At 72.4% G+C, this 25,167-nt stretch carries 29 protein-coding genes and 1 pseudogene; 12 read left to right on the top strand and 18 right to left on the bottom strand.

What is annotated here, in order from left to right; all coding sequences use genetic code 11:
* Positions 1-4: 4 nt before the first annotated feature.
* Entirely contained in the window at positions 5-877 is an 873-nt protein-coding gene (locus ACZ5DC_RS26155; protein ID WP_468656573.1) for a carbohydrate ABC transporter permease, read from the top strand.
* Between the two features lie 20 nt (positions 878-897).
* On the opposite strand, the gene ACZ5DC_RS26150 is transcribed toward ACZ5DC_RS26155, so the two are convergent.
* The 4 genes from ACZ5DC_RS26150 to ACZ5DC_RS26135 form a co-directional block, all read right to left on the bottom strand.
* Positions 898-1,779 carry a GNAT family N-acetyltransferase gene (locus tag ACZ5DC_RS26150; RefSeq protein ID WP_468656571.1) on the bottom strand — a complete coding sequence of 294 codons (882 nt, stop codon included), beginning with the start codon at positions 1,777-1,779 and terminating at the stop codon, positions 898-900.
* A 140-nt stretch (positions 1,780-1,919) separates the two neighbouring features.
* Complete coding sequence (locus tag ACZ5DC_RS26145) at positions 1,920-3,206, bottom strand: MFS transporter (RefSeq protein ID WP_468656568.1); 1,287 nt, start codon at positions 3,204-3,206, stop codon at positions 1,920-1,922.
* Positions 3,207-3,303: 97 nt separating this feature from the next.
* Positions 3,304-3,567, bottom strand: coding sequence for a hypothetical protein (locus ACZ5DC_RS26140; protein ID WP_468656566.1), 264 nt, complete (start codon positions 3,565-3,567; stop codon positions 3,304-3,306).
* A gap of 95 nt (positions 3,568-3,662) precedes the next feature.
* Complete coding sequence (locus ACZ5DC_RS26135; RefSeq protein ID WP_468656564.1) at positions 3,663-4,886, bottom strand: PP2C family protein-serine/threonine phosphatase; 1,224 nt, start codon at positions 4,884-4,886, stop codon at positions 3,663-3,665.
* 219 nt (positions 4,887-5,105) lie between these two features.
* On the opposite strand from ACZ5DC_RS26135, the gene ACZ5DC_RS26130 reads away from it, so the two are divergent.
* The 4 genes from ACZ5DC_RS26130 to fmdA all read left to right on the top strand — a co-directional run bounded on the left by ACZ5DC_RS26130 (position 5,106) and on the right by fmdA (position 8,245).
* Positions 5,106-5,534, top strand: coding sequence for a hypothetical protein (locus tag ACZ5DC_RS26130; RefSeq protein ID WP_468656562.1), 429 nt, complete (start codon positions 5,106-5,108; stop codon positions 5,532-5,534).
* A gap of 353 nt (positions 5,535-5,887) precedes the next feature.
* Entirely contained in the window at positions 5,888-6,163 is a 276-nt protein-coding gene (locus ACZ5DC_RS26125) for an FmdB family zinc ribbon protein (protein WP_468656560.1), read from the top strand.
* A gap of 126 nt (positions 6,164-6,289) precedes the next feature.
* A complete protein-coding gene (locus ACZ5DC_RS26120; RefSeq protein WP_468656558.1) occupies positions 6,290-6,943 on the top strand; it encodes an AmiS/UreI family transporter in 654 nt (217 codons plus the stop codon).
* 54 nt (positions 6,944-6,997) lie between these two features.
* Positions 6,998-8,245 (top strand): formamidase, encoded by a 1,248-nt coding sequence (fmdA, locus tag ACZ5DC_RS26115; RefSeq protein WP_468656556.1) that lies wholly within the window; start codon positions 6,998-7,000, stop codon positions 8,243-8,245.
* Between the two features lie 66 nt (positions 8,246-8,311).
* Here the strand turns inward: fmdA and ACZ5DC_RS26110 are convergent, their stop codons facing one another.
* From ACZ5DC_RS26110 to ACZ5DC_RS26080, 7 genes are all read right to left on the bottom strand, one after another.
* Positions 8,312-8,668, bottom strand: coding sequence for a hypothetical protein (locus ACZ5DC_RS26110; protein WP_468656554.1), 357 nt, complete (start codon positions 8,666-8,668; stop codon positions 8,312-8,314).
* A gap of 219 nt (positions 8,669-8,887) precedes the next feature.
* Positions 8,888-9,124: a hypothetical protein gene (locus ACZ5DC_RS26105; protein WP_468656552.1), complete on the bottom strand. Its 237-nt coding sequence runs from the start codon at positions 9,122-9,124 to the stop codon at positions 8,888-8,890.
* A gap of 46 nt (positions 9,125-9,170) precedes the next feature.
* Positions 9,171-9,908: an NIPSNAP family protein gene (locus ACZ5DC_RS26100; RefSeq protein WP_468656550.1), complete on the bottom strand. Its 738-nt coding sequence runs from the start codon at positions 9,906-9,908 to the stop codon at positions 9,171-9,173.
* 5 nt (positions 9,909-9,913) lie between these two features.
* On the bottom strand, positions 9,914-10,378 hold the full coding sequence (locus ACZ5DC_RS26095; RefSeq protein ID WP_468656548.1) for an Rrf2 family transcriptional regulator: 465 nt from the start codon (positions 10,376-10,378) through the stop codon (positions 9,914-9,916).
* 114 nt (positions 10,379-10,492) lie between these two features.
* Positions 10,493-11,053, bottom strand: coding sequence for a nitroreductase family protein (locus tag ACZ5DC_RS26090; protein WP_468656546.1), 561 nt, complete (start codon positions 11,051-11,053; stop codon positions 10,493-10,495).
* Between the two features lie 171 nt (positions 11,054-11,224).
* The gene (locus ACZ5DC_RS26085; RefSeq protein WP_225812590.1) at positions 11,225-11,683 is read right to left on the bottom strand and encodes an RrF2 family transcriptional regulator; all 459 of its coding nucleotides are present in this window, start codon (positions 11,681-11,683) and stop codon (positions 11,225-11,227) included.
* A gap of 47 nt (positions 11,684-11,730) precedes the next feature.
* Entirely contained in the window at positions 11,731-12,951 is a 1,221-nt protein-coding gene (locus ACZ5DC_RS26080; RefSeq protein WP_468656544.1) for an acyl-CoA dehydrogenase family protein, read from the bottom strand.
* Positions 12,952-13,546: 595 nt separating this feature from the next.
* On the opposite strand from ACZ5DC_RS26080, the gene ACZ5DC_RS26075 reads away from it, so the two are divergent.
* The 4 genes from ACZ5DC_RS26075 (at position 13,547) to ACZ5DC_RS26060 (ending at position 17,996) form a co-directional block, all read left to right on the top strand.
* On the top strand, positions 13,547-14,653 hold the full coding sequence (locus tag ACZ5DC_RS26075) for an LLM class flavin-dependent oxidoreductase (protein WP_468656542.1): 1,107 nt from the start codon (positions 13,547-13,549) through the stop codon (positions 14,651-14,653).
* On the top strand, positions 14,650-16,050 hold the full coding sequence (locus ACZ5DC_RS26070; RefSeq protein WP_468656540.1) for an NtaA/DmoA family FMN-dependent monooxygenase: 1,401 nt from the start codon (positions 14,650-14,652) through the stop codon (positions 16,048-16,050). Before ACZ5DC_RS26075 ends, ACZ5DC_RS26070 begins: the two co-directional genes overlap by 4 nt.
* 91 nt (positions 16,051-16,141) lie before the next feature.
* Positions 16,142-17,065: an LLM class F420-dependent oxidoreductase gene (locus tag ACZ5DC_RS26065; RefSeq protein ID WP_468656538.1), complete on the top strand. Its 924-nt coding sequence runs from the start codon at positions 16,142-16,144 to the stop codon at positions 17,063-17,065.
* Between the two features lie 106 nt (positions 17,066-17,171).
* On the top strand, positions 17,172-17,996 hold the full coding sequence (locus ACZ5DC_RS26060; RefSeq protein ID WP_468656536.1) for a DUF1684 domain-containing protein: 825 nt from the start codon (positions 17,172-17,174) through the stop codon (positions 17,994-17,996).
* A gap of 150 nt (positions 17,997-18,146) precedes the next feature.
* Here the strand turns inward: ACZ5DC_RS26060 and tatC are convergent, their stop codons facing one another.
* From tatC to ACZ5DC_RS26025, 7 genes and pseudogenes are all read right to left on the bottom strand, one after another.
* Complete coding sequence (gene tatC, locus ACZ5DC_RS26055) at positions 18,147-18,962, bottom strand: twin-arginine translocase subunit TatC (RefSeq protein ID WP_468656534.1); 816 nt, start codon at positions 18,960-18,962, stop codon at positions 18,147-18,149.
* A gap of 33 nt (positions 18,963-18,995) precedes the next feature.
* Positions 18,996-19,166 (bottom strand): annotated as a pseudogene (gene tatA, locus ACZ5DC_RS26050) (Sec-independent protein translocase subunit TatA); the annotation flags it as partial.
* Between the two features lie 2 nt (positions 19,167-19,168).
* Positions 19,169-19,327 (bottom strand): hypothetical protein, encoded by a 159-nt coding sequence (locus ACZ5DC_RS26045; RefSeq protein WP_468656532.1) that lies wholly within the window; start codon positions 19,325-19,327, stop codon positions 19,169-19,171.
* 64 nt (positions 19,328-19,391) lie between these two features.
* On the bottom strand, positions 19,392-19,808 hold the full coding sequence (locus ACZ5DC_RS26040; protein WP_468656530.1) for a hypothetical protein: 417 nt from the start codon (positions 19,806-19,808) through the stop codon (positions 19,392-19,394).
* A 2-nt stretch (positions 19,809-19,810) separates the two neighbouring features.
* Positions 19,811-20,353 (bottom strand): ATP-binding protein, encoded by a 543-nt coding sequence (locus ACZ5DC_RS26035; protein ID WP_468656528.1) that lies wholly within the window; start codon positions 20,351-20,353, stop codon positions 19,811-19,813.
* Between the two features lie 841 nt (positions 20,354-21,194).
* Positions 21,195-21,992 carry an anti-sigma factor family protein gene (locus ACZ5DC_RS26030; RefSeq protein ID WP_468656526.1) on the bottom strand — a complete coding sequence of 266 codons (798 nt, stop codon included), beginning with the start codon at positions 21,990-21,992 and terminating at the stop codon, positions 21,195-21,197.
* Positions 21,993-22,017: 25 nt separating this feature from the next.
* Complete coding sequence (locus tag ACZ5DC_RS26025) at positions 22,018-22,617, bottom strand: sigma-70 family RNA polymerase sigma factor (protein WP_366752265.1); 600 nt, start codon at positions 22,615-22,617, stop codon at positions 22,018-22,020.
* 534 nt (positions 22,618-23,151) lie between these two features.
* Between ACZ5DC_RS26025 and ACZ5DC_RS26020 the strand changes: the two genes are divergently transcribed.
* From ACZ5DC_RS26020 to ACZ5DC_RS26010, 3 genes are read left to right on the top strand one after another with little or no spacing between them, the layout of a single operon-like run.
* Complete coding sequence (locus tag ACZ5DC_RS26020) at positions 23,152-23,706, top strand: cupredoxin domain-containing protein (protein WP_468656524.1); 555 nt, start codon at positions 23,152-23,154, stop codon at positions 23,704-23,706.
* The gene (locus ACZ5DC_RS26015) at positions 23,703-24,716 is read left to right on the top strand and encodes a metallophosphoesterase family protein (protein ID WP_468656522.1); all 1,014 of its coding nucleotides are present in this window, start codon (positions 23,703-23,705) and stop codon (positions 24,714-24,716) included. The genes ACZ5DC_RS26020 and ACZ5DC_RS26015 overlap by 4 nt, the downstream gene beginning before the upstream one ends.
* On the top strand, positions 24,713-25,162 hold the full coding sequence (locus ACZ5DC_RS26010; RefSeq protein WP_468656520.1) for a hypothetical protein: 450 nt from the start codon (positions 24,713-24,715) through the stop codon (positions 25,160-25,162). Before ACZ5DC_RS26015 ends, ACZ5DC_RS26010 begins: the two co-directional genes overlap by 4 nt.
* Positions 25,163-25,167 lie beyond the last annotated feature (5 nt).

The raw sequence follows: 25,167 nt of genomic DNA, 5'->3' as shown, positions 1-25,167 counted from the left end.
GACGATGCCCCGAGCACGGACCGGGAGGACCGCACGCGACCGGCGGTCGCGCAACGACGGGGCGCCGGCCGCGCGTTACACCGCGCTGGCCGTCCTCGTCGTGGGCTCGGTCGTGTTCGTCTACCCCTTCCTCTGGATGATCGCGACGGCGCTGCGCACACCGGAAGGTGTCTCCAGCGGGGGAATCGCGTTGTGGCCCGTGCAGTGGCAGTGGTCGAACTTCTCCGGCGGCCTCGGCTCGTTCCCGTTCTGGCGGTACTTCCGCAACTCGCTGCTCAGCACCCTGGTGCCGGTGGTGGCGGTCGTCTACTCGTCGTCGCTGGTGGGTTTCGCGTTCGCGCGGATCCGGGCCCGCGGTTCGAACGTGCTGTTCGGGATCGTGCTGGCGACCCTCCTGCTGCCGCAGGAGGTGACGATCGTTCCGCAGTTCATCCTGTTCAGGAACCTCGACATGATGAACACGTTGTGGCCGATCATCGTGCCCACCTTCTTCGGGTCGGCCTTCTTCATCTTCCTGTTCCGCCAGTTCTACCTGCGGCTGCCGGAATCGCTGACGGACGCCGCCATCCTGGACGGCGCCGGGTGGTTCCGCATCTGGTGGTCGGTCTACCTTCCGCTGTCGCGCCCGGTGCTGATCGCGACCGCGGTCCTGCAGTTCATGTCGTACTGGAACAACTTCTTCCAGGCCGCGATCTACCTCACCGACGACAAGTGGAAGACGCTGCCGCTGGCGCTCGCCGGATTCCAGTCGGTGAACGGCACCAACACCCCCCTGCTCATGGCCACGACCGTCGTCGTGACCCTGCCCTGCGTACTGATCTTCTTCCTCGCGCAACGCCACATCATCGGCGGGATCTCCTTCTCCGGGAACAAGTGACGGACACGCGAGCAGGTCTCTCACCGGTCGTGAGGTCCGCCCTGGGAGAACGTGTACCCGGCGAAGTCGGCGATGCGGACGTACCCGATGCGCTGGTAGAGGGCGTTGCTGGTGGGGTTGTCCGGGTCCGTGAACAGGACGACGTCCGTCGCGCCCGCGGCCAGCGCCGTCCGGCTCACCTCGGCCGTCACGGCGCCCGCGTAACCGCGGCCCCGCAGGTGGGCCGGGGTGTAGACGGGGTCCACCCGGACCATGCCGCCGACGATCGAGGTCGCGGCGGCCATGGAGACGGGGGTGCCGTCCGGGGTCTCCCAGAACGTGAAGTGCCTGTCGCCGAAACGCGAGTCGTCCCAGGAGCCGGCGTCGATCAGGTCGATGGAGGACCGCTCCCCCACGTCGACGCAGAACTCCCGGCACCAGCGCACCACTTGCTCACGGTCCCGCTCGCCCGTGCCACGGCCCCGGCCCTCCGGACGCGGCCGCGGCGGGGTGAGCGTGCCGAGACGGTAGAGATGCGTCCGCCAGAAGGGCACCGGTACCGCGCTCGTGTGCCGCTGCCATGCCGCGGCGAAAGCGCCCGCGGTGTCGTGGTCGGCGATGACGTGGGCGGGCGAGTGGCCGAGACCGGCCAGCCGGGCGGCGAGGGCGTCCGCCTGCCCGATGGAGAGGGGGGTGAGGCCCAGACGGCCGCGCGGGGTGACGTAGAAGACCGCGTGGACTTCACCTGCTGACTCCAGCCGGCCGAAGACGGGGGCGGCGGGTCCGGCCGCGCGGCGTTTCCGCAGTTTCTCGATGTCCGTCAGCGGCGTGTTGTGCAGGGCAGGGCGCGAGCGCAGGAAGTCCCCGGCTCGGGCGAGGAACTCGTCGACGTCCTGGGTGAGGTGCCAGTGATGGGGGCTCATGCTTCATGGTCCCGGAAGTCCCGGCGTGAAGTCCCCGGGATGAGCGCAAGCTTTGCGGGACTGCGGCCGCCGGCGGTCAGGTCGCGCGGTGCGCAGGCGCCGGCCGCCACGGTACGAGCCCGGCACCGGCGTCGTACCCGCTACGCCTGCTCGACCGTGCGCCGGCCGTCCGCGGCCTGCGGCTGGACGTCCGGGGCCAGGCGGTTGACGCGGTGCACGTCCGGGACGCAGAGGTTGAGGAGGGTCGCCGCAACGATCGTTCCCGCGCAGGCCAGCAGCACGGCCTGGCTGCTCCAGTAGCGGGCCGCGAGGGCCGTGACGAGGTAACCGACGGGGATGGCGAGGCGCTCCCCGACCCCGTTGCAGGCGCTCATGCGGCCCTGTTCCGCCTGGGGGACGCGCTGTTGGAACGCGGTGGTCCAGGCGACGATCGCGATGTCGAGCCCGACGCCCGCCAGTGCGGTGGCCGGCAGGACGAGGGGCAGCGGCAGCGTGCAGGCCATGGCCGCCAGGGGCAGCGCGAGCGCACCACCCGCGCAGACCGCCACCGTGAGCAGCCGGTACGGCTTCCAGCGCAGGCAGACGAGCGTTCCCGCCAGCAGGCCGCAGGTGAACGCCGCCTGGATCAGACCCCAGTCGCGTGCTCCCGCGTACCGCCGTGCGGCCACGAGCGGGCCGAGGAGCTGGAAGCCCGCCAGCCAGGCCGCGACCAGGACGGAGCCGGCGACCGTGTAGGTCCACAACCAGGTCCGCGCCCAGAACCCGGCCCAGCCCGCCCGCAGGTCGCTCAGGACGCCGCCCGGTGCGGCGAGCGGAGCGTCCAGACGCAGTCCGAACAGCAGGACGGCCGCGGCGGCGAAGGTGACCGCGTCCCACGCCAGTGCCCATGCCGCGCCGCCGGCAGCGACGACGACACCGCCGACGACCGGACCCAGTGCCTTGACCGCGTTGCCCGGCAGCCTGAGCAGCGCGTTCGCCTGCTGAAGGTGCTGTCGCGGAACGATCTGCGCGACGGCGCCCTGCGCGGCCGGCACGATGAACGACGCGGCCGTTCCCGAGACGAAGCCGCATGCCGCGATCGACACCGTCGTCGCGTGTCCGGTGGCCACGGTGACGGCCAGCGCACCCTGCGCGCCCGCCGCCAGCAGGTTCCCCGCGAAGAGAAGCCGGCTGCGGGACAGGCGGTCCGCGAACAGACCGCCGACGAGCAGGAACACGATCGTGGGGACGGTGTTCGTGGCGAGCACCAGACCGAGGGACCCCGCTCCTCCGCCCTGTTCGATGACGGAGTAGGCCAGGGCCAGAGGGGCCATCGCGGACCCGGTCGCCGAGATGAGGTTGGCCGACACGAACCGCCGGAAGGCCGCGATCCTGAACGGACTGAACGGACCGCTGATCGGTGTCGGTGACGCGTCGGCGGTTCTCATGGTCTCCCTCGGACTCGGCGCAGCGAGCACCCTAGTGCAGGAGGCCCGGTCGCGGTCGGCGGGCCTGGCCTGCCGGCACGCCGGGGCCCCGCCCCCGCTACGAGCCGATCACGTCCTCTTCGAACGGGGTGCCGGCCGGGTCGGCGTTCACGGTCCGCCAGGCCACGTACTCCACCGCCCACGGTTCCCCGTCCCCCCAGGCGGACCGCAGCTCGTCATCGAACTCCCAGCTGACGGCCTCCTCATCGCCGGGGTGCTCCGCACCGAGATCCTGAAGCAACGCGTTGATCCGCATGCTCGTGGGGGGCGTGCACTGGGCGGCCCGCGCGCCGTGGTCGTCGGGGTTCGTGTGACAGTTCATACCGGTTCAACGACGCCGCGGGCGGGACGGAACGGTGAACACCCGGCTCGGTCCGGGTGGCTCGACCGTGAGCGCAGCACCTCGGCCGTCGGCCCTCAGGACCCCGGCCGCCATTCGAAGAGCAGGATGGTCGCGTCGTCGCGCAGCTGGTTGCGCTGGTAGTCGAAGATGGCGTGGATGAGCAGCCGCAGTACCTCCGCCGGGCGCTGGCCGGCGATGTTGGAGTGGATGATGAATTCGGTGAACCGGTCGAGACCGAACTCGGCGCCGTCGGCGTCCCGGGCCTCCACGACACCGTCGGTGTAGAGCAGAACGCAGTCGTCCGGTTCCAGTTTCGTCTCGTGGATCTGCCGGGCCGCCGGCGCCAGCGGGCCGGCGAGGCCGAGCGGCGGCTGCGGGGAGCTGTCGAGCGCCCCGGCGAGCACCCGCTCGTCACGGATCAGCAGCGGTGGGGGATGACCGCAGTTGACCCAGCGCAGCAGCCCGCTCTCGGCGTCGAGCCGGCACAGCACACCGGTGCAGAAGTGGTCGGGCAGCCACTGGGCGAGCGCCTGGTCGACGGAGCCGACGATGTCGGCCAGGTCGCCACCGCAGCGGCGGGTGTTGCGGGCCGCCGCCATGGCGACCGACGTGGTCAGGCCGGCGATCAGATCGTGGCCCATCCCGTCGAGGATCATGGTGTGCAGCGTGTTCTTGACCACCGAGTGGTCGAAGGCGTCGCCGGCGATGCCGTACGCCGGTTCCAGGACCGCGGTCGAGACGCATCTGCTGCTGCCGATGGTGCGGGGTGGCAGGAAGGCGCGCACCATCTCGGCGGGCAACCCCATGGGTGCGGTGCGGGTCCGGGCAGCGAGCCAGTCGCTGTAGGCGCGCTTGGAGGTAATGATCATGGCGAACAGACGGGCCAGCATCCGGCCGCGGCGCATCAGCACCCCGTCGAGCGAGGCGACGCGCACCGCGAGCACGCCGAGCCGCTCCGCACCGTCGACCATGGGCAACCAGACGATCAGGCCGTCATCGGCGTCGACCACCCGCGGGGAGATCGTGCGGTAGGCCCACCCGGGCGACGAGCCGTCCACCAGGAGCGGTTCCAAGGCTTCGTCCAGGGGGATGAGCAGCCGCTGTTGCAGATCCACGAGGTAGATCAGCGCGGTGCCCAGGCCGAGTGCCGCGGCGTACCGGGCGGCCAGGCCGGGCAGTTCGACCGGCAGGGCCGTCTGCGCCTCGGTGATCAGCTGCTCCCACCGGTTCTCCTCTTCGGAGGGGTCGGGACCGGGGGGCGCCTGTGGTGGGTCCGGCACGGGGATCACCCCTTCCATGCCCAGTCTCACACCGATCCCGCCGTCGCACGCTCCCGGCGGGTGCCGTTGCTCGACGAGAACGCACCCTTAAAAGCGGATCACCGCTTGTGATTCAGTTCACCAGCTTTTGGCTGGATTGATACGTAACGTGCGTTTTAGCCTCTTCAGGAGTATGCAAGCCTCGTAGGTGATCTCCTCTCACTTCAGAGGCGATTTCGAGCTCGGAAGGCGGAAGAAGTGAGCGACGACGCCGTGTGGGTCCGAGGCGTGACCGGCATCCAACTGCATCACGTCACCGATATCCAGGATGCTCGGCGGTTTCTGGGCAATGCCGTCATGGCGCTGAAGGCCGCCCATGTGAGAACCGGCGACGCCAGGTTCACCGGTCTCGCCGACCAGCTCAAGGGCATGGTCGCCGCAGCGCGTGACCTTGAGGGCGAGGCGCAGGAGAGGATGCGGGAGCTGCACTCCGCGGACCCCGAGCGGTTCGTGCGGTGCCGGGAGGGCGAGGAGCCCTGGCCGGACGAGCTCCAGGCGGGCTTCGTGCCGCGTCACACGTGCCGCGACGAATGCCTCTACCACGACCACGGGGTGCTGGACGGCATCCTGCAGTGCACCTGCGGCCGCCCGCCGTGCCGCGCCTGCGCGATCGTCGGCGCGCCCTGACGCGGAGCCGCGAGGGCCGGGCTCGCACGTGAAGGGGCGGTCCGGATCGCCGGGGCGACACATGTGCCGCCACGTGGACGCCGGCCCCGCCCGCTGCCGCTTTCCCCCGTCTCCTTCGGGGGAATAGCGCGGGCAGATCTCTTTCGACGCGGTATTGAATATGTTGTTCCGGCGAACAGGCCCGGTCGTGCGTGCACGGCCGGGCCTGCCTTTTCAGGGCGGGCGAAGCAACTCGCCTTGACACGCCGCCATCCGGGGGGTTGCCTTGAATAAGGACGCTACGACTGCGGCGTCCCATCGGCTCCGGCTCGGTGTGCGTCCCGGGGCCGGAGACGCGGCGGGGCGGAGACTTTATGGCGACGTATGAATATTCCTGCAGCCGCTGCGGATCGTTCGATGTGAAGCTGCCGATCGGCACCGCGCCGACGCAGTGGAAGTGCTCGCGGTGCGAAGGCGCCGCGCGGCGTGTGTACTCCTCTCCGGCATTCGCCTCGACGCCGCCGGCGGTTGCGGCACTGCGCGAGCGCTCGGAGGGATCCCGGGAGAACCCCGAGGTGGTCACGCGCGTCGCCGGCAACGCGACGCCAAGTCCCGCTCATCCGGCGCTCGCCCGGCTTCCCCGGCCCTGACCGGCAAGCCGGGCCGGCGCATGTGCGTGCGTCCTCCCCGCGGGTGCGTGCCGGCATGACTGCTTGCCGGCACGAGGGCTCGCGGACGTGTCACCGACGGAGCGAAACAGCGGGAGGTGTGTCCTCTTGGCCAACGTCGGACTTCTCTTCGTGGGCGCTGTGCTGTTCATGAACGGGTTGATGCTGCTGGGAAAGGTGGACAGCCGGGCAGCAGCCGTATTCAACCTCTTCGTGGGCGGACTACAGGTCCTCACACCCACCTATCTCATCATCGCCGCGAACAATGATCCCAAGCGCATCATGCTGGCGTCGGGCATTTTCCTTTTCGGCTTCACGTACCTCTACGTGGGAATCGGACTGCTCATCGGGCTGGACACGAACGGAGTGGGATATTACTCGCTCTTCGTGGCCATCGTGGCCCTCGGCTATTCCTTCGTCAGTTTCCGGCTCGTGAAAGATCAGCCATTCGGCGTGATCTGGCTCTATTGGGCGTTCCTCTGGTTCCTCTTCTTCCTCCTGCTGGGGCTGAAAATCGAGACGCTGACGACCTATGTGGGCTGGGTGACCGCGATCGAGGGCTGGGTGACGGGCGTCATCCCGGCATACCTGCTGCTGACCGGTTACTGGGTCCCGGCGAACTTCTCCGAGACGGCGATCGCGCTGGGCGCCTTCGGCGTGCTGACCTTCGCCGCGCTGTGGTTCGTACTCCGCCGCAGGTCTCCTCACAAGCCTGCGCAGGACTACGGCACCTCGGGATATCCGGCCGGAAGCCACGGCTGACCCTTCTGGGGCGCCATGCCACTTGGATCATCGGGAGCAACACGAGGAGTTGACATGCCTGAAGTGATCTTCAGCGTCGATCAGTCCCGGTCGATGCGTGACCAGGAGGTGCCCGGACACAACAGGTGGCATCCGGACATACCGACTGTTGCCATGGTCCGCCCGGGGGACGAGTTCCGCGTCGAATGCCGTGAGTGGACCGACGCGCAGATCGGCAACAACGATTCCGCCAACGATGTGCGTGACGTCGACCTCAAGCGGGCCCACATGCTCAGCGGGCCGATCGGTGTCGAAGGCGCGGAGCCGGGTGACCTGCTGATCGTGGACGTCCTCGACCTCGGGCCGGTGCCGCAGCAGGTCGGCGACGCCCCTGGTCAGGGCTGGGGGTACACGGGCGTCTTCGCCAAGGCCAACGGCGGGGGATTCCTGACCGACTACTTCCCGGACGCATACAAGGCGATATGGGAGTTCCACGGGCAGGTGGCGACCTCCAGGCACCTCCCCGGCGTCCGCTTCACCGGTATCACGCACCCGGGTCTCTTCGGCACGGCGCCGTCCGCCGAGCTGCTGGAACGCTGGAACAGGCGGGAGCAGGCCCTGATCGACACCGACCCGGAGCGCATCCCGCCCCTGGGGCTCGCGCCCGACCAGGACCAGGCCCTGTGCGGTCAGGCGACGGGGTCGGACGCCGAGCACATAGCCCAGGAAGGCGCGCGCACGGTTCCCGCGCGGGAGAACGGAGGCAACCACGACATCAAGAACTTCACCCGCGGGTCGCGCGTCTTCTACCCCGTCCACGTCAAGGACGCCAAGCTGTCGGGTGGCGATCTGCACTTCAGCCAGGGGGACGGTGAGATCACCTTCTGCGGCGCCATCGAGATGGGCGGCTACATCGACTTCCACGTCGATCTCATCAAGGGCGGCATGGAGAAGTACGGCATCAGCACCAACCCCGTCTTCATGCCGGGCAACGTCGAGCCGCGGTACACGGAGTTCATGTCCTTCATCGGGATCTCCGTGGACCACGACACCGACACCAACTACTACCTGGACGCGACGGTCGCCTACCGCCGTGCCTGCCTCAACGCCGTCGAGTACCTGAAGAGGTTCGGCTACACCGGAGAGCAGGCCTACCTGCTGCTCGGCGCGGCTCCCATCGAGGGGCGCATCAGCGGGATCGTCGACATCCCGAACGCCTGCTGCTCGCTGTACCTGCCGACCGGGATCTTCGACTTCGACGTCCGCCCCACCGCGGAGGGACCGCGGACCGCGGACCGCGGGCAGTGCGCGGTGTCCGGCTGAACGGAGGAAGACCCGCACGCGGTCCCTGCCCGGCGGCTCACCGGGCGGGGGCCGCGCACTGCGGGCTCAGCGTGCCCGGACGTGCAGGGTGAAGCCGACTTCGGTGGAGCCGAGTGTCTCGGTCACCCTCCAGCAGCCGGCCTCGGGGAAGGCGATGACCGTCGGCCACCACTGCCGGTCGCCGTCGGCGGTGGCCAGTCCGCCGGTGCTGCCGCTCACGGAGCCGGGCCCGTCCAGCCGTGCGGCGCCGACGTGCGGGGCGCCCTTGCGGTCCGTCACCCGTCCGCGGGCGTCAAGGGTGATCGAGGCGTACTTCGTACGGTAGCCGTCCCGGCGTCCGCCCGTGTGGTCCAGGAGAGCCGGTCTGGCCACCCACAGGTCGTCGGCGCCGTACCAGCGCATCGCCTTGTCGAAGTCGTGCACCGCGGCTGGTACGGCACCGGAGGGGACCGAGACGGTTTCCCGGCAAGCCGCGCCCGGACCCGGCTGACGCGGCGCCGACGGCGAACAGCCGACGGCCAGCATCGCCAACGGGCACGCGAGCAAGGCCGCTCCTCGTACCGTCCGCGTCCGCATGCGTGTCAGTCTTCCACGGCCGCGAGCTGAGCGGAGGGGTGCGACGAGCCCACCGCGGCCGCCACTTCAGGAGATGTGGGCCGGGGCGGGGTCGGCGGCGATGAAGAACGTCTCGACGCCGGCCAGTTCGTGGTTCATGCGGGCCATCGGCATCTCGTAGTCCAGGTCGCGAACGCCGCGGACTCCGCGGACGACGGCGTCGATTCCGGCTCGGCGGCAGTAGTCGGCCGGCAGGCCGCCGGTGTGGGAGTCGACCGCGACGTTGCCCAAGTCCGTTGCCGCCGCGTTGGACATCACGCGCACGACGACCTCGTCGAACTACGGAAACAGTAACAAGCGGCTGCTACGGTCACCGCAGTGCCGACCGTGCGGTGGGTGCCAGCCGTAGCCGCTGTGGGGGCCCGGCCAGCCGTGCCGAGAGGGCCGGCAGCACCTCCTCGCGCCAGCGTTCCGAGAGCCGCACGTGGTGCAGGTGCTGCCCCAGAGCGGCTTCGTCGGCGAAACGCGCGAACCAGACGAAGACCTCCTCGTTCGTGCGTACCGGCAGCGCCGGGAAGGTGTTCGGGGCGTGTTCCGACCGCAGGTACGCCAGTGGCCCGGCGCCGGTCTCGGTCAGTACGGGGCGCACACGCCGCTCGAAGAACTCGGCGAACGTCGCGTCGAAGGGGCCGCGGCCGTACCAGATCGTGGCGAGGACGAGCGACGGTGGCGACGGCGCCGGCTCGCCGGGGGCCGGCCGGGCGCCGGCCGGCACGGGGAACCCGCCGCCCGTCGAAGCGGGCCGCAGCAGCAGCACGTCATCGGAGTCGGCCATCGTCGCGTTCGCCTCGTCGCGGTGTGCCCGCCAGACCGGGCCGCCGTAAAAGCCTTCCAGGGCCTCGGCACGGCGCGGCATGTCTTCGAAGCCACGGAGCCAGACGAACCGGTCAGGGTCGTCCAGGTCACGGAACTGCCCCAGGACGGTCGCGCCCACCGCCTCCTGGGACTCGACGAATTCACGGTCGAACAGGTCGATCAGGGCGTCGCGCCGCCCTGGGTGCAGCGTGTACTGGCGCAGTTCGACGACTGGGCACCGTGGGGCTTCCACCAGTCCTACTCCTCGTTCCGTCGTGCCTTGCGGTCTTCCGGCTGGTTCAGCAGCGTCTCGCGGAGTACATCGGCGATCGACGTGTCCGCCAGCTCTCGGCGCATGACCCGCTCGACCCGGTCGTAGACCCCGCTCAGGGCGGGCCGGATGCCTCGGCCGACCGGACACTCCGGATTGGGCTCGGTGCGGTGCAGGCCGAACGGCGGCTGCGCGTCCACGGCGTCGTACACCTCGAGCAGGGAGATCCCCTCCGGCTCCCGGGCCAGGCTCCAGCCTGCGCCGGCGCCGTGGCGGACCTCCACCAGGCCGGCTCGCCGCAGGTCGCCGAGGCTGCGCCGGATGATCACGGGGTTGGTGTTCACGCTGGCCGCGACCTGCTCGGAAGTGAGGACCTCCTGGCCACGGCGGTGCGCCAGCGCCAGCCAGGCCAGCGCGTGCGTCGCGATGGTCAACCGGCTGTTCGCCGCCATCACCCCTCCTCGTTCGGTGCAACAGCTTCTGTTACAGCCGACCCCGCGGTCAAGCCCTTCGGCAGCCTTGGTCACGCCCTCGCCAGTGCCGACAGGGGGAGCCGGCCGGGGCTGTCACCGCCGCGGTGACCAGGGAGCGGAGCGCAGGTCCGCGACGCTGTGCCGGTCGCGGCCCTCCGGGGGGCCGCCGGCCGCGTTGCCCACCGCGACCATGGAGACGATCGCCCAGCCCGGGTTCGGGTCCAGCTCCTTGGTGAGCCCTTCGATGTCGAAGGCCCGGAACTGGTGCGCCGCCAGCCCCATGGCCTGTGCCTGAACGGTCATGTGGGCGACGGCCTGGCCGAGGTCGTAGTCCGCGAACTCGGAGTAGAGCAGGTGCGTGTCATCGACGTGCCGGCGCGTCAGGGTGACGATGAGCAGGCCCGCGTCCGTCGCCCAGCGGGCCGAGCTGGGCGCGAGGTGAGGGAGCATCCGGTCGTGCTCCGGCTCACCCGGCCTGCCGGTGAAGAAGCCCCACGGCTGGGAGTTGCCCGCCGACGGTGCCCACCGCGCGGCTTCCAGGAGCAGCCCGAGGGCCTGGTCGTCGACGACCCCCGACGGATCGAACCGGTAGGGGCTGAAGCGCCCGGCGAGCAGCGGGTGCAGGCCGCGCGGCGGCTCCTGAGGATGGCGCATGCTCCGCTCCAACCCGCGCCCGCCGACGCGTATTCCGGCCGGCGCGAGCGGGATCGCGCGTGGCGCAGGCCGACGTGCTGCCGGGCTTCGCCGGGATGTGCGTGGCGGCGGACGACGACGCGCGAGACCGTCTCGTCGCCGGCGGAAAGCGCCGGGGTCACCGGACGCGGGTCAGGGATTCGTCCAGGCCTTGGGGTCCTCCGCCAGGCTCAGGACCTCGTCGGGCAGTTCGGCCGCGGCCACGTGGGCCAGGGTGACCTCGTCGAGGATCTTGCGGACGTTGGCGCGGACGGCGATCCAGAGCGGCAGCAGCGTCTCCGCGGGTCCGCAGTAGGCGAGTTCGGGTGGGCGCACTCCCCGCACCGACACCAGGGGGCCGTCCGCCACGCGGATGACGTCCGCGATGGCGATCGAGTCCGCCGGACGGGCGAGGCGGTAGCCGCCCTTGCCGCCCCGCTGGCTGATCACCAGCCCGCCCCGGCGCAGGTCCCCCAGAATGCCCTCCAGGAACTTGTGCGGGATGCCCTGTGCCGCGGCGATCGCCTCGGCCTTGAGCGAGGCCTCGTCTCCTGCCGCGGCCAGCTCCAGCGCCGCCCGCACCGCATAGTCCGCCCGCGCCGAGATCCGCATGCCCCGATTATCCATCACCGCCGTGTCCGCCCGTCACCGCTGCGCCGTCAGGCGGGCAGGGTGAAGGGCGGGTGCGCTCCGTTCAGGAAGTAGTCGCCGATCTCGCGCAGCCGGTGGGCGGCGGGCTCGCGCAGGGTGTGCGTCCGGGCGTTGCGCCAGAAGCGGTCGAAGCCGTGGCGGGAAGAGGCGGCGCCGGGGCCGATGACGTCCAGGGCACGGGTGGTGACCTCCTGCGCGGCCCGGGCGGCGGCGGTCTCGGCCACGCTCGCGAGGACGGTGATCTCCGCGCTCTCCTCGTCGTCGAGATCCTCGCCCCGCGCGAGGCCGCGCATCAGGGCGTCCACCGCCTGGTCGGCGAGGGCGGACGCGGCCCTCGCGGCGACGGTGAGCTCGCCGTACACGGTGAGGGCGTACGGATCCTGTGCCGGGCCGTCCGGCCAGGGGTGGGGCGAGAGCGGCTGCCAGGGGGACCGCATGCCCCTTCCGAACTCGCGGATCTCGGCCAGCAGTCCCTCGGCCACGCCGAGGAGGAACTGGACGGAGACCAGACGCGAGGTCGGCGCGGCCAGGGAGGTGAAGGGCGACAGGGCGTCCTCGTCCGGCGAGAGGGAGCCGAGCACGTCGTCGGCCGTGACCGGCACGGAGTCGAACTCGACGCCGCCACCGGCCGCCAGCCGCTGGCCGAAGGTGTCCCCGCCGCCGCTCACGACGCCCGGGCGTGCGGGGTCGACCAGGACGGCCACCGGCTCGCCGGTGCCGTACTCGGCGGCTCGCACCACCAGCCGGTCGGCGACCCCGACACCGGTGGCGTACCTCTGGTAGCCGCTCAGCAGGTAGCCGTCCGGGGAGGGGGCCAGGACGAGGGGTGGCTCGTGTGAGCCGACGCCCCCTCCCCAGCACCACTGCCCCGCCGTCGACTGCCGCTCGACGCGGGCGGCACGGGCGGGGCCGGCGAGGAACCGGGCGCTGGAGGACAGGAAGTAGTGGCTGCCCAGCAGGTGACCGATGGCCCCGTCGGCCGCGGCGACGGTCCGGACAGCCGCGCAGGCGGTGCGCCAGTCGGCGCCGCCCCCGCCGTACGCGACCGGCGCCAGCAGCGCGAGCAGTCCCGACTCGCGCAACCGCGCGACCTCGTCGAGGGGTGCCTTGCCCGCCTGTTCGCGCTCGACCGCGTCCGTGGCCAGGTCGTCCGCCATCTCACGGGCTATGTGCAGCCAGTCGGCCTGCCCGGACCCCGTGCCGGTCACCTCGTCCGCCGTCACGGTCATGTCCGCGCCCGTTTCATGCGACTGCGGCTGTCGCTACAGCTCAGTGCTGTGGTCATGGCGCCTTCCTCCAGGGGACCGAGGACGACGCGGTGCCCGGCGAGGCGGCGTGGGAGTGCAGCGGTGCGCGGTGACGCGTCGGCTTCGTCATCCTCACTCTCCTCTTCGACCATCGTCAACATTTCCCTAGTAATTCGATAGGGAAACTAGGGAAACCGGTCCGCTCCGGCCGATTCGCGCTGCCAGGTGGCGCGTTCGCGAGGTGCGGGAGCGCGAGGTGCGGGACCGCGCCGGCCCGGTCCCGGCCGCCTCCCGGGACGCCCGCCCGCCCGGGCCGGCCTTGACACCCACAGGGGCCGTCGACGTACGTTGAAGCGAAGAGTTCCTGACGGGTGGAGGCTTCGATGCGCGTACGGGGCGCGGCACCGCGCGGTGCGTGCACCGGTGCGCGGCTCATCACCCGGCGGCATGTCGACTACTGCCGTACCTCCTCCGCCGTCTGTCCTTCCGTACACAGCTGACCCCGGCCGGCGGTTCCGCCGGCCGTCTCGTCGCGGCCGTGTGCCGCGAGTCGCCGTGTTCCCCGGAAGGAACCCCATTGTCCGGCCCTGCCCTGCACCTCGCCGTCGAACTCGACGGCGACGGCGCCCATCCCGCGGCCTGGCGCCGCGCCGCCCACTCCCCCGGTCAGCTGCTCACCCCGCGCCGCGTGGCGCGGGTCGCCGCCATCGCCGAGAACGCCGGGTTCACCCTGATCACCCTGGACGACGGTGTGCTGCCGCCCGGCGCCTCACCCGAGCCGGTGGGCCGCATCGGCGCGGTGGAGCGGGCGGCGTTCGTCGCGGCGTCCACGAGCACCATCGGGATCGCGCCCGCCGTCCCGCTCACGTACGCCGAACCCTTCCACGTCTCCAGCCAGTTGGCGTCCCTGGACCACATCTCCGCCGGCCGCGCCGGATGGGTGGTGACGGAGGAGGAGCGTCCCGAGGCGGCCTGTGCCTGGGGGCGCCCGCTGGTCGCCGACGCCGACGCACGGGCCCGGGAGTCCGGTGACGGGGTCGAGGTGGCCCGCGCCCTGTGGGACTCCTGGGAGGACGACGCGGTCATCCGGTCGGTGGCCACCAGCCGCTACCTGGACCGCGAACGGCTCCACTACATCGACTTCACCGGTGAGACGTACACCGTCAAGGGCCCGGCGATCGTCCCGCGCCCGCCCCAGGGCCAGCTCGTCGTCCTGGGCCGCCCGGAACGGGTTCCCGGCGCACGGCTCGACGTCGCCCTGGTCGAGGGCCGTGACATCGCGTCGGCCGCCAGGGCCGCCGCTGCCGTCGGTACGCCCCGCGTCTTCGCCGAGGTCGAGGCGGCGTTGGACACGCCGGAGGCCACGGCCGGCGAGCGGGTCGCCGACCTGGAGCGGCACGCGGCGTGGAGCGACCGGGGACGGCTGCGGCACATCGGTTCCGCGGAGGGACTGGTCGGCCTCCTGGCCGAGCTGAGCCGCCACGTCGACGGCGTACGGCTGCATCCGCTGGTGCTGGACGAGGACCTGCCCGTCCTCTCCCGCCTCGTGCTGCCCGCCCTGTCCGGGCGGCGGCTCGTCACCCGTCCGCTGCCCGGTACGTCCCTGCGCTCGGCCCTGGGTCTGGGTCGCCCCGCCAATCGCTTCGCCGCCGCGGCCCCGGCTGCCCAGGAGGCCGCCCGGTGACCCGCACCGATCCCTTCGACGTCCCCCGGCCGCACGCCCGGCTGCACTTCGGTGTGTTCTTCCAGGGCGTCAACCACTGGACCGTCTGGTCCGCCCCCGACAGCGGCTCGCAGATCGATCCCGCCTCCTTCCGCCGTGTCGCCCAGACCGCCGAACGCGGTCTGTTCGACGCGTTCTTCCTCGGCGAGGGACTCCGGCTGCGCGAGGTCGACGGCAGGATCCACGACCTGGACGTGGCCGGGCGGCCGGACGCCATCACCCAGCTCTCCGCGCTGGCCGCCGTCACCCGCCGCATCGGCCTGGTCTCGACCTCCAACTCCACCTTCAACGAGCCCGCCGACCTCGCCCGCCGCCTGTCCGGCCTCGACCTCCTCTCCGAAGGCCGCGCCGGGTGGAACGTGGTGACCACGGACAACGCATGGACGGGCGCCAACTTCCGCCGCGGCGGCTACCTCGACCACGCCGACCGCTACCGGCGCGCCGAGGAGTTCCTCACCGTGGCCCGCGCCCTGTGGGACGGCTGGGAGGACGGCGCCGTCGCCGGCTCCGCGGGCGCACCCGCCTGGTCGGCGCCCGGCGCCGTACACCAAGTGCGCCACAGGGGGCCGCAGTTCGACGTCGACCTCGTTCCGACCCTGCCGCGCAGCGCCCAGGGCCACCCCGTGATCTTCCAGGCCGGCGACTCCGGCGAGGGACGCGACTTCGCCGCCCGCAACGCCGACGTCATCTTCTCCGCGCACGGCACCGACTTCGACGACGCGCTGGCCTTCGCCGACGACATCCGGCGCCGGCTGCGGGCGGCCGGGCGTCCCGAGGACGGCCTGCGGATCCTGCCCGGCACCGAGATCATCATCGGCGCCACCGAGGAGGAAGCCCAGGAGAAGAAGCGCTGGGTCCGGCTCCAGCAGGTCACTCCCGCGACGGCTCTGGGGGTCGCCGGGCTGCTGTGGGGCATCGACCTGTCCGACCGCGACGCCGACGGGCCGCTGCCCGAGGAGGATCCGGTCGTCGGCGAGAACGACGGCTCCTTCGGCGCCCGGCGCGTCGCCGACCCGCGCGCGGTGGTGGCCGAGTGGCGTGCGCGGGCGGAGGCGAACGGCTGGTCGCTGCGGGAGACCGTCATCGCGCTCGGCCCGCAGCGCGGGCACGTGGGCACTCCGTCCGGCCTGGCCGACAAGTTCGCCCACTTCGTGCGGCACGGCGCGGTCGACGGCTTCAACGTCACGCCCTACCTGATCCCCGACGGCCTCGACGACATCGTCGACCTGCTCGTCCCGGAACTGCAGGAGCGCGGGGTCTACCGCACCGGGTACACCGGCACCACACTCCGCGAGCACCTCGGCCTGCGCGAACCGCTCACCCACCGCTACGCGCCGGACCGACGGCAGGCGAGCTGAGCCACGGACGGGAGCCCGTACACATGACTGACAAGAAGCTGTCACACCCGGACCGGAATGCGGGTCCGGCCGGCGCCCGTTCTGGACTGACATGACCGTGGGAGTAGCGCTCAACGCGTCCGACGCGCCGAACCAGATCGACGCGACCGTCCAACTGGCCCGGGAGGCGGCGGAGTCGGGGCTCACGTCGGCCTGGTTCGGCCAGACCTTCGGCGCGGACTCGCCCCAGCTCGCGGCGATCGTCGGGCGCGAGGTGCCCGGACTTCAGGTCGGCACCTCCGCGATCCCCGTCTTCGGCCGCCACCCCCTGCTGGTGTCCAGCCAGGCCCAGACCGCCCAGGCCGCCACGCACGGCCGCTACCACCTCGGTCTGGCCCTGGGCACCAGACTCCTGACGGAGGCCGGCTTCGGCCTACCCTTCGAGCGCCCCGTCGCCCGGCTGCGTGAATTCCTCACCGCGCTGCGCCAGTTGACCGAGACCGGCACGGCCGACTTCCACGGTGAGCTGCTCACCGCGGCCACCCCGGTCCCGGCGCGGGTGCCGGGCGCCGAGAGCGGCGTCCCCCTGCTGGTCGCCGCGATGGGGCCGCAGGCGCTGCGGGTCAGCGGCGAGCTGGCGGACGGGATCCTGCCCTACCTGGCGGGACCGCGCGCCCTGGCCGACCACATCGTCCCCGCCGTGACCGCCGCCGCCGAGGCCGCCGGCCGCCCCTCGCCCCGGATCGTGGCCCTCGTGCCCGGCGTGGTCACCGACGACGTCGACGCGGTGCGGGCCAGGGCCACCGAGACCCTGGCGTTCTACGAACAGATCCCGTCCTACGCCCGGGTCATCGAACTCTCCGGCGGCCGGCGCGCCGCCGACCTGGCCGTGATCGGTGACGAGAGGACCGTCGAGGCCGAGGTGCGCCGTTACCGCGACGCCGGCGCCACCGAGGTCGTGTTCTCGGCCACCGAGATCGCCGGAGAGGCCGACCGCCGGCGCACCTGGCGGCTCCTGGGCGCACTGGCCCGCTGAGCACGCCGGTCGTACCGACGGCCCACCCCGGCGTGCCCGTGCCGAGCCCGCCGGACCGCGCCGACCGCCCGACCGGTCCCCCGACCCCCGTGACGAAGGAGAACCCATGACCACCGAGGCCGCCGCGACGGACCGCGCCGCCTTCACCGAGAGCTGGCTGGACTGGCACCGCGCCCAGGAGGCCCGGCTCGCCGCCCCGCACGGATTCCTGGCGATCACCGGCCTGCACTGGCTCGACGACCGCCCGCAGCGCTTCCCCGACGCGCCCGGTGCGTGGCGCACCGGCCCCGAGGGCGTCGTCGTGGACCTCGACGACGGCGAGGAACTGGTCGTCGACGGCACGCCGGTGCGCGGTGAACACCACTTCGGCGTGCTCGCCGAGCGCGGCGGCGTCGACGCCGTCTGGGGCGACGCCGTCATCGAGGTCGCCAGGCGCGGCGGACACGACATCGTGCGCCCCCGGCACCCGGACGCCCCGCTGCGCACCGCCTTCACGGGCACGCCCGCCTACTCCCCCGACCCGCGCTGGGCGGTGAAGGGCCGCTACGTCCCCTTCGACACGCCACGGCCGACCACCGTGGGCGCCGCGGTCGAGGGCCTTGAGCACGTGTACGACGCCCCGGGCAGGATCGAGTTCGAGCTGGACGGGCGCCCGCTGTCGCTGACCGCGTTCCCCGGGCACGGCGCGGGCCGGCTGATGGTGCTGTTCACCGACGCGACCTCCGGGGTCACCACCTACGCCGCCAACCGGTCCCTGGCCCTGGAGCCGCCCGCCGCCGACGGTACGGTCGTCCTGGACTTCAACCGTGCCGCGAACCTGCCGTGCGCCTACACGGACCTGGCCACCTGCCCACTGCCCCCGGCCGAGAACCGGCTGCCGGTGGCGATCGAGGCCGGCCACAAGATCCCCCGCGAGCGCGGCGGCTCCTGAACCGGTGCGGCCCGGGGGTCCGGTGCCGGTGGGTTCTTCGGGCGCCGTGTGAGTCCGCTGTATCCCCTCGCGAGGCCCGCCCGCGCCTTCCTCGCCGTCGCCCGCACCGGCGGACACGTCCGGCACCCGCCCCGCGCCGCCAACCGGTCCCTAGACCGGACGCTCCCTCAGCGCCTTGCGCCGGTCGCCGAGGAGTGAGAAGGCCACGGCGGCGAAGTAGAGCGCCCAGATCGGCGCGGCCAGCGCCAGCATGGTCAGCGGGTCCGTGCTCGGCGTCGCCACGGCGGCGAAGACCGTGATGCCGACGATCATGGCGCGCCACCGGCCGAGCATCCGCCGGCCGGACAGGACTCCGGTGAGGTTCAGCATCACCAGCAGCAGCGGCATCTCGAAGGCGAGACCGAAGACGACCACCATGCGGGTGACGAGGTCGAGGAGATCGTCCAGCGGCAGCAGGTTGTTCACCCCGTGCGGTGTGAGGCCGATCAGCACCCTCGCGGTCCTGGGCAGCACCTTGTAGGCGAAGAAGGCGCCGGCGAGGAACAGCGGGACGCCCGTGCCGACGAACGCGTAGGCGTATTTCCGCTCTCGTTCGTGCAGGCCGGGGGCGACGAACGCCCACAGTTGGTACAGCCATACCGGAGAGGCCAGCACGAGGCCGGCCACCAGCGAGACCTTCAGCGCCAGGGTGAAGGGCGCGAGCAGACCGTTGATCGTGAGGTGCGCGCAGGTGGTGTGCGCGGGGCGCCGGGCCAGATCGGCGAAGGAGGCCGGGCAGCCGACCGATGCCAGTACCGGCCGGGTGACGACGTCGATGATCCTCTTGTAGGAGAAGGCCGCTGCGACCGTGATGACCAGGATGGCGAGGACGGCCTTGGCGAGTCTGTCGCGGAGTTCACGAAGGTGTGCCCCGAGGGGCATCCGCCCCCCGGGGTCCTTCGTGCTGGTGCGGACCGGCTGGGACATGCGGTGTCCTCATCTCGTGCCGTGCTCGGGGGGTTCCCCGTCCGGGGCGTCGTCGTCCCGCAGCGCCTTGGTCTCGCTCTTGAGGATCCGCAGGGACGTGCCCAGCGCGCGGGCGGTGTCGGGCAGCTTCTTCGAGCCGAAGATCATGATCACCACCGCGACCAGGACCAGCAGGTGCCAGGGCTCCAGTGCGTTGCGGAACATCGTCACACCGCCCTTTCGAAGGCGTCGGCGCCCGTACCGCGTGACCGTTCGTGTCGCCGGCCGGCGCGTTCCCGCACGGCTGCCGGGCGGGGCGGGCGAGGTGAGCGGGGCCGGCCGGCCGGCGCGGAGACGTGCCGGGTGCCGTTGTCGTCGCTGGTCATGTTTCCTTCTTCCGGTGGGGTCGGAGCGGGCTCCCTGGCCGGGTGGGGGCCGGGTCGGGGGCGGTCAGGTTCCGGGGCGCCCGGCGGCCGTCCAGGCGGCGTACTCCTGGCGGACGTAGAGGCGGCTGCCGCGGGCGAGCGTGATCGCGTCGGGATGGTGCGGACCGGCCACGAGGCCGGGATGACGGCGGTCGTGCTGGACGAGTTGCCCGGCGGTTTCCGCGGCGGCCGCGACCGGGCCGGGGCCGGGGGCGGCGGTGGCCAGCCGGTCCATGAGGGCGGCCCGGCGCAGCAGTCGGGCGCGTTCGGCGGCCGTCGCATCGGCCGGGGGGCCGGTGCCCCGCCCGGCCCGGCGGCCGTCGCGTTCGGCTTCCAGCGCGAGCACCTGGTGCATCTCGCGGCGCAGGTCCGGCGCGTCGGCGTACGCCTCGTGCACAGGGGGGACGTCGACGCCCTCACCGGGGTCCGGGGTGGTGTCCATGGTCACTCCTGCGGGTCGTGACGAGCACTCAGGCAGGCGCGGACCTCGCGGCCACTGCCCGTCTGATGGGCCTCGGTCGACTGGGCGAGGTACTGGACGATGCCGGTGCCGCGGCCGTGTTCGTCGGGGGCGATGTCGGGGCGGTGGCGCTCCACCGCCCTGCCGGAGTCGGTGACCACGATGTGCAGCGTGCCGTCGTCGAGGTCGAGCCGCAGGGTCATGCGCTCGCGGCCGTACTGGGCGGCGTTCGCGGCGAGTTCGTCGACGATGAGGATGGCGGAGTCCCGCTCGCTCGCGGGTACCTGCCAGGCTTCCAGCAGGTCCGCCGTGAAGTGGCGGAGGGCGCAGACGTGCGCCTCCCGCGCGGGCAGGGTGAGCAGCGCCTCGTGGCGGCAGGGCCGGCCGGGCTGTGGACTGGTGCGGGGGGAGTCGGTCACGAACATGGCCTTCAGGCTCTTCTGTGAGGGTGCGGAGACCGGGAAGGTGGACTGCCGGCAGCAACCTTTCGGGTTGTCGGCGGGCTGGTCCTGCAAGGGCGCGCTCATGTGGTTCCACGGGTGGCGCATGCCGAACGGTTCGGGTGATTGGCCCCTTTTGCCCGACTTCTTGCGACGCATATCCGGGAGCGGGCATGGGCCGGGCTCACGCGGCCCCTCTGCCGGACCATCGCCCCACGAGCCCGGGAGGAACGCCCCGCCCGGGACCGGGGCGGTCGGCCTTTCCGCCACGGAGGTACCGGTGCCGGGTGGCGACGGGGACCATGCGCGTGCCGAGGGGGCCGGTGCGCCCTGAGCACCGGCCCCCTCGAAGGCCGTACGCCGGAGGTCCTGTACGCGCTGCCTCCGGCTGGTCCACCGGTCAGGGGCGGCTCACCGCACGCCGGCCGCACGGTCCCCGCCAAGTCCCCCGTCCCACCGCGCGCCCGCATCCAACAGCCGCCGCCGTCAGGCTGGTCCACCGGTCGTACGCGGGCCGCCCCACGCCGGCCGCCCGGACCCCTCCGGTCCCTCGGTCCCGCCCCGCCCTCCGTCCGGCCGCCGTCAGGCTCGTCCACCGGTCCTGCGCGGCTCAGCCCACGCCGACTGCCCGGCCCCCGGCCCCACGCCCCGCCCACGCCCGGCCCCCGCCATCAGACTGGTTCACCGGTCGTGCGCGGCCCACCCCACACCGACGCCCAGAACCCTCCCAGCCCCGCCCTCCGTCCGGCCGCCGTCAGGCTCGTCCACCGGTCCTGCGCGGCTCAGCCCACGCCGACTGCCCGGCCCCGCACCCCGCCCGGCCACCGTCGTCACGCTCGGCCACCGGTCCTACGCGGCCCGCCCAACACCGGCTACCCGGACCCCTCCCGGCCCCCGCTCCGCGCCCACACCCGGCCGCCGCCGTCGGTCAGGCACGGATCGTGACCAGTTTCTGGCCGTTGTCCGCGATGATCTCGAAGTGCTGGATGGCCTCGGGGGCCATGGCGACCGTTCCGGGGATCGTGGTGCCGGACGGGTACTTGCCGGCCCACCAGGTGGCGCCGTCCGCCCTGACTCCGCCGGGTCCGACCGCTTGCAGCCGACAGGTGGTCCCGGCGGGCGCCCCCTTGGCCGAGACCTGCACGACACTGCCCCAGACGGAGGGCGAGACCTTCACGGAGGCGGAGACCCCGGTGGCGGGATCGCTTCCGGAGAAGGTGCGTGTGAACGTCGGCGCGCTCGGCCCCGGCGGCGCCGCCACGCTGCCCACGGTGCCGACGGTGGCCAGCCACGTGCCGCCGGCCGCCGCCGCGACGAGCATCGCCGAGGCGGCCGCGCCGGCCAGTTGCAGGCGCCGGGTTCTGCGCCGCCGGGTCGCGGCCTGCTGGAGCAGCCTCTCCAGCACGCCTGTCTCCGGCGTCCGAGGTGTCACCGGCACGGCGGGTGCCGCGGGCCCTTCGGGTGCGGGGCCGCGCACGGTTTCGCCCGCCCGTGCCACCAGCCGGTCGGCCAGGTGATCGTCGGCCGCCGGCGCCGTACGCCCCGAAGCCTCCGCCAGGGTCACCGTCGCCAGCAGCGCGGGCAGTCCCGCCAGCCGGGCGTGTTCCGCCTGGCACTCCGCGCAGTGCGCGAGGTGGGCACTCACCAGCTCCGCTTCCTCCGGCGGCAGGGTGCCCAGGACGTACGCTCCGAGCGCCAGCCGGAGATCGTCGTGCTCCGTACTCACGGTCGCCACCTCCCGCACCCCTCTGTCATGGCTCGATCCCGCGCTCCTGCAACGCCAGCCGCAGGGCGTGCAGGGCGTAGTACGTCCGCGACTTCACCGTGCCGAGCGGGATGCCCAGCACGCGTGCCGCCTCCGCCATGGTCCGGCCCTGGTAGTAGGTCTCCAGCAGGACGGCGCGGTGGTCCGGGGACAGCGACCGGACGGCGTCGGCGACCGCCCAGCTCTGCAGTGCCTGATCGATCTCGTCCTCGCCCGGGTTCCGCTCGGCGGCCCGCTCCAGCGCCTCGCCGCCGGTCTCGGCCGGCCTCGCCTGCCGGGCCCGGTGGGCGTCGATGACCAGGTGCCGGGCGACCGTGCACAGCCACGCCCGGGCCGGGCCGCGTGCCGGGTCGAACGCGGCGGGGTGCTGCCACGCCCGGAGCAGTGTCTCCTGCACCACGTCCTCCGCCCATTGCCGGTCTCCCGAGGTCAGCCGCAGTACGTAGTGGAACAGAGGTCCCGCGTGCTCGGCGTACAGAGTGCGCAGCAGTTCCTCGTCCGCGGTCGAAAGGGTCCCTTCACCAGAGACACGGTCTGCGGAGCGATCCGGACGGGTCCGCGGGCCACGTTTTTGGTTCCAGGGCATGAATCGATCGTCGCGCACATGCACGGCTTTGTCCTGTAATGCACCAGAGAACCCGGATGATGTTCCGCGCGCCTCGCGGGCCAGGCGCACCCGCCGGGCCGTACGGCACCGCCGTGCGGCACCGCCGTACGGCGGCCCGGCGTGCGTGACGTCCGGAACCGTGGCCGACCTGCGCCGATACCGGCTCGTCCCGGAAGGGCGCACATTTCTTCCCGGAAAGGTGCGCATCCGTCGAACCGTGCGGCCCCCGTCGTCCGTGAAGCCCGACAAGAGCCGACCCCGGCGCGATCCCTCACCGGTTCCCCACACGGCAAAGGAGGGGGCAGAGGCCGCCGGGACACGCCACCCGGCGGAAGTGCGGCGCGGGGAACGCCGGGGCGAGTGACGGCGACGCGGCCACACTCTGCCCGTCCGCCGGCCGGCCGTTGCGGGCAACGCGCCCACGAACACGGCATCCACCACACATGTGCGCGGGGGCGCGCGCCGGAACCGGCGCGTTCCACGTCTCCGCCTGATCACCGAGGAACACACACCATGTACCTGAAACTTCGCGCGCCGGGCCGCCAGTCACGCGCTGCGGCCGGGATGGCCGTCGTCATCGTCGCCACCGGCGGCGCCCTGGGGCTCCTCAGCGCGTGCGGCCACTCGTCGCATGCCCAGGCGACCGGAGCCGGTGCCCTCACACCCGGCCCGGGTCAGCACCGGATGGCGGGGATGTCCGGCGCCACGGGGCCGGGCGGCGCGGCGGGCTCCGCTCCCGGCGCCTCACCGATGCCGAGCATGAGCATGCCCATGAGCCCCTCGGCCAAGGCCCCGCGGACCGCGCCGGTCACCGGCGACGCGGTGGCGATCAGGAACTTCGCGTTCTCCCCGGCCACGCTGAAGATCAAGGCGGGCACGACGGTGACGTGGACCAATCAGGACACCGACGCCCACACCGTCACCAGCACCGGACCGGGCGGCCCGCTGCGTTCGGCCGCCCTGGCCACCCACGCCACCTACCGGCACACGTTCACCGAGCCCGGCACCTACTCCTACCTCTGCACCATCCATCCGTTCATGACCGCCACCGTGGAGGTGACCCGATGACCGAACACTGGAACAACCACGACGGAGCACCGGCCGACGACACCGGCCGGACCGACGGCGAGCACGGTATGACCCGGCGTCAACTCATGCGGCACACCGCCTGGTTCGGCGGGGCCGTGGTGCTCACCGTGGCCGGTGGGCAGGTGATCAGCCAGATCGCCGACGCCCGCGACGGCACCGCCGCGGGCGCCTCCCGGGGCATCGCCGGGGCCGCCGCCGCGCAGAGCGGGGCGCTGCGGTTCGTACAGGTCTCCGACAGCCACATCGGGTTCCAGGGCCCGGCCAACACGGATGTGGCCGGCTCGTTCTCCGAGGCGATCCACCAGGTCAACACGCTCGGTTTCCGGCCCGACTTCGTGATGCACAGCGGCGACCTGACCCACCTGTCCACGGCCGGGCAGTTCGACCAGGTCAAGCAGATGATGAGCGGTCTGCGGACGGACCGCGTCTTCACCGTGCCGGGCGAGCACGACTCCATCGGCGACGCGGGCCGCGCCTACCGGCGGACCTTCGGCGCGGGCACGCTCGGCGACGGCTGGTACAGCTTCGACACCCACGGCGTGCACTTCATCGCCCTGGTCAACACCCTGAGCCTGGAGAAGCTCGGCCACCTCGGCAACGCCCAGATCGACTTCGTCCGCAAGGACCTCGCCGGAGTGCCGTCGGACACCCCCATCGTGGTCTTCAGCCACATCCCGCTGTTCGCCATGTACCCGCGGTGGGGCTGGAGCACGGACGACGCACTGAAGGTCATCGCCCTCCTGCGCCGCTTCTCCTCCGTGACCTGCCTCAACGGGCACGTCCACCAGCTCTTCACCAAGACGGAGGGCAACATCACCTTCCACTCCGCCACCACCACCGCCTACCCGCTGCCCCACCCGGGCCGCGCTCCCGCCCCCACCCCGCAGGTCGTCCCCGCCCGGCAGCTGAAGGAGGCGCTCGGCATCCGCACAGTCGGCTACCGCCGGGGCGAGCGCGAACTGGCCATCACGGACCGGAAGCTCACATGAACGCCCGACGGCTCCTCGCCCCCGCCCTGCGGACGGCGACCGCCGCGAGCCTCGCCGCCGGCGGATACCTCCACGCCCAGCTCTACCTCGACGGCTACCGCTCCGTCCCCGTCATCGGCCCCCTGTTCCTGCTCCAGGCCGGCGCCTCCCTGGCCCTCGCCGTCCTGCTGCTGATCGGAACACCGCCCCTGCTGCTGAGGATCGCCGCGGCAGGCGTCGCGCTCGGCGCTCTGGCGGGCTTCGCCGCTTCGCGCACCGTCGGGGTGTTCGGCTTCACCGAGCACGGTCTGCGACCCGCGCCGCAAGCCGTCCTCAGCCTCGTCGCCGAGACCGGCACGCTGCTGCTCCTCGCGGTCTGGCAGCTGGCCCTGGCCGGACGCCCCCGCGCCGCCCGGCCGCCCGTCGGGGCGGCCGCCTGGGCCACCACCCGCACACCACCCGGCTGAACCAC

It is taken from the genome of Streptomyces sp. NPDC031445, assembly GCF_055581365.1.
The sequence above is the reverse complement of the archived record's forward strand: the minus strand, read 5'-3'. Positions and strand labels throughout refer to the sequence as shown.

What these genes read in the sequence shown, in the direction of transcription:
- ACZ5DC_RS26155 (WP_468656573.1), top strand. Translation starts at nt 5, where the DNA reads ATGCCCCGAGCACGGACCGGGAGGACCGCACGCGACCGGCGGTCGCGC.
- ACZ5DC_RS26150 (WP_468656571.1), bottom strand. Translation starts at nt 1,779, where the DNA reads ATGAGCCCCCATCACTGGCACCTCACCCAGGACGTCGACGAGTTCCTC.
- ACZ5DC_RS26145 (WP_468656568.1), bottom strand. Translation starts at nt 3,206, where the DNA reads ATGAGAACCGCCGACGCGTCACCGACACCGATCAGCGGTCCGTTCAGT.
- ACZ5DC_RS26140 (WP_468656566.1), bottom strand. Translation starts at nt 3,567, where the DNA reads ATGAACTGTCACACGAACCCCGACGACCACGGCGCGCGGGCCGCCCAG.
- ACZ5DC_RS26135 (WP_468656564.1), bottom strand. Translation starts at nt 4,886, where the DNA reads ATGGAAGGGGTGATCCCCGTGCCGGACCCACCACAGGCGCCCCCCGGT.
- ACZ5DC_RS26125 (WP_468656560.1), top strand. Translation starts at nt 5,888, where the DNA reads ATGGCGACGTATGAATATTCCTGCAGCCGCTGCGGATCGTTCGATGTG.
- fmdA (WP_468656556.1), top strand. Translation starts at nt 6,998, where the DNA reads ATGCCTGAAGTGATCTTCAGCGTCGATCAGTCCCGGTCGATGCGTGAC.
- ACZ5DC_RS26095 (WP_468656548.1), bottom strand. Translation starts at nt 10,378, where the DNA reads ATGGCGGCGAACAGCCGGTTGACCATCGCGACGCACGCGCTGGCCTGG.
- ACZ5DC_RS26090 (WP_468656546.1), bottom strand. Translation starts at nt 11,053, where the DNA reads ATGCGCCATCCTCAGGAGCCGCCGCGCGGCCTGCACCCGCTGCTCGCC.
- ACZ5DC_RS26085 (WP_225812590.1), bottom strand. Translation starts at nt 11,683, where the DNA reads ATGCGGATCTCGGCGCGGGCGGACTATGCGGTGCGGGCGGCGCTGGAG.
- ACZ5DC_RS26080 (WP_468656544.1), bottom strand. Translation starts at nt 12,951, where the DNA reads ATGACCGTGACGGCGGACGAGGTGACCGGCACGGGGTCCGGGCAGGCC.
- ACZ5DC_RS26065 (WP_468656538.1), top strand. Translation starts at nt 16,142, where the DNA reads ATGACCGTGGGAGTAGCGCTCAACGCGTCCGACGCGCCGAACCAGATC.
- ACZ5DC_RS26060 (WP_468656536.1), top strand. Translation starts at nt 17,172, where the DNA reads ATGACCACCGAGGCCGCCGCGACGGACCGCGCCGCCTTCACCGAGAGC.
- tatC (WP_468656534.1), bottom strand. Translation starts at nt 18,962, where the DNA reads ATGTCCCAGCCGGTCCGCACCAGCACGAAGGACCCCGGGGGGCGGATG.
- ACZ5DC_RS26045 (WP_468656532.1), bottom strand. Translation starts at nt 19,327, where the DNA reads ATGACCAGCGACGACAACGGCACCCGGCACGTCTCCGCGCCGGCCGGC.
- ACZ5DC_RS26040 (WP_468656530.1), bottom strand. Translation starts at nt 19,808, where the DNA reads ATGGACACCACCCCGGACCCCGGTGAGGGCGTCGACGTCCCCCCTGTG.
- ACZ5DC_RS26035 (WP_468656528.1), bottom strand. Translation starts at nt 20,353, where the DNA reads ATGAGCGCGCCCTTGCAGGACCAGCCCGCCGACAACCCGAAAGGTTGC.
- ACZ5DC_RS26025 (WP_366752265.1), bottom strand. Translation starts at nt 22,617, where the DNA reads ATGCCCTGGAACCAAAAACGTGGCCCGCGGACCCGTCCGGATCGCTCC.
- ACZ5DC_RS26020 (WP_468656524.1), top strand. Translation starts at nt 23,152, where the DNA reads ATGTACCTGAAACTTCGCGCGCCGGGCCGCCAGTCACGCGCTGCGGCC.
- ACZ5DC_RS26015 (WP_468656522.1), top strand. Translation starts at nt 23,703, where the DNA reads ATGACCGAACACTGGAACAACCACGACGGAGCACCGGCCGACGACACC.
- ACZ5DC_RS26010 (WP_468656520.1), top strand. Translation starts at nt 24,713, where the DNA reads ATGAACGCCCGACGGCTCCTCGCCCCCGCCCTGCGGACGGCGACCGCC.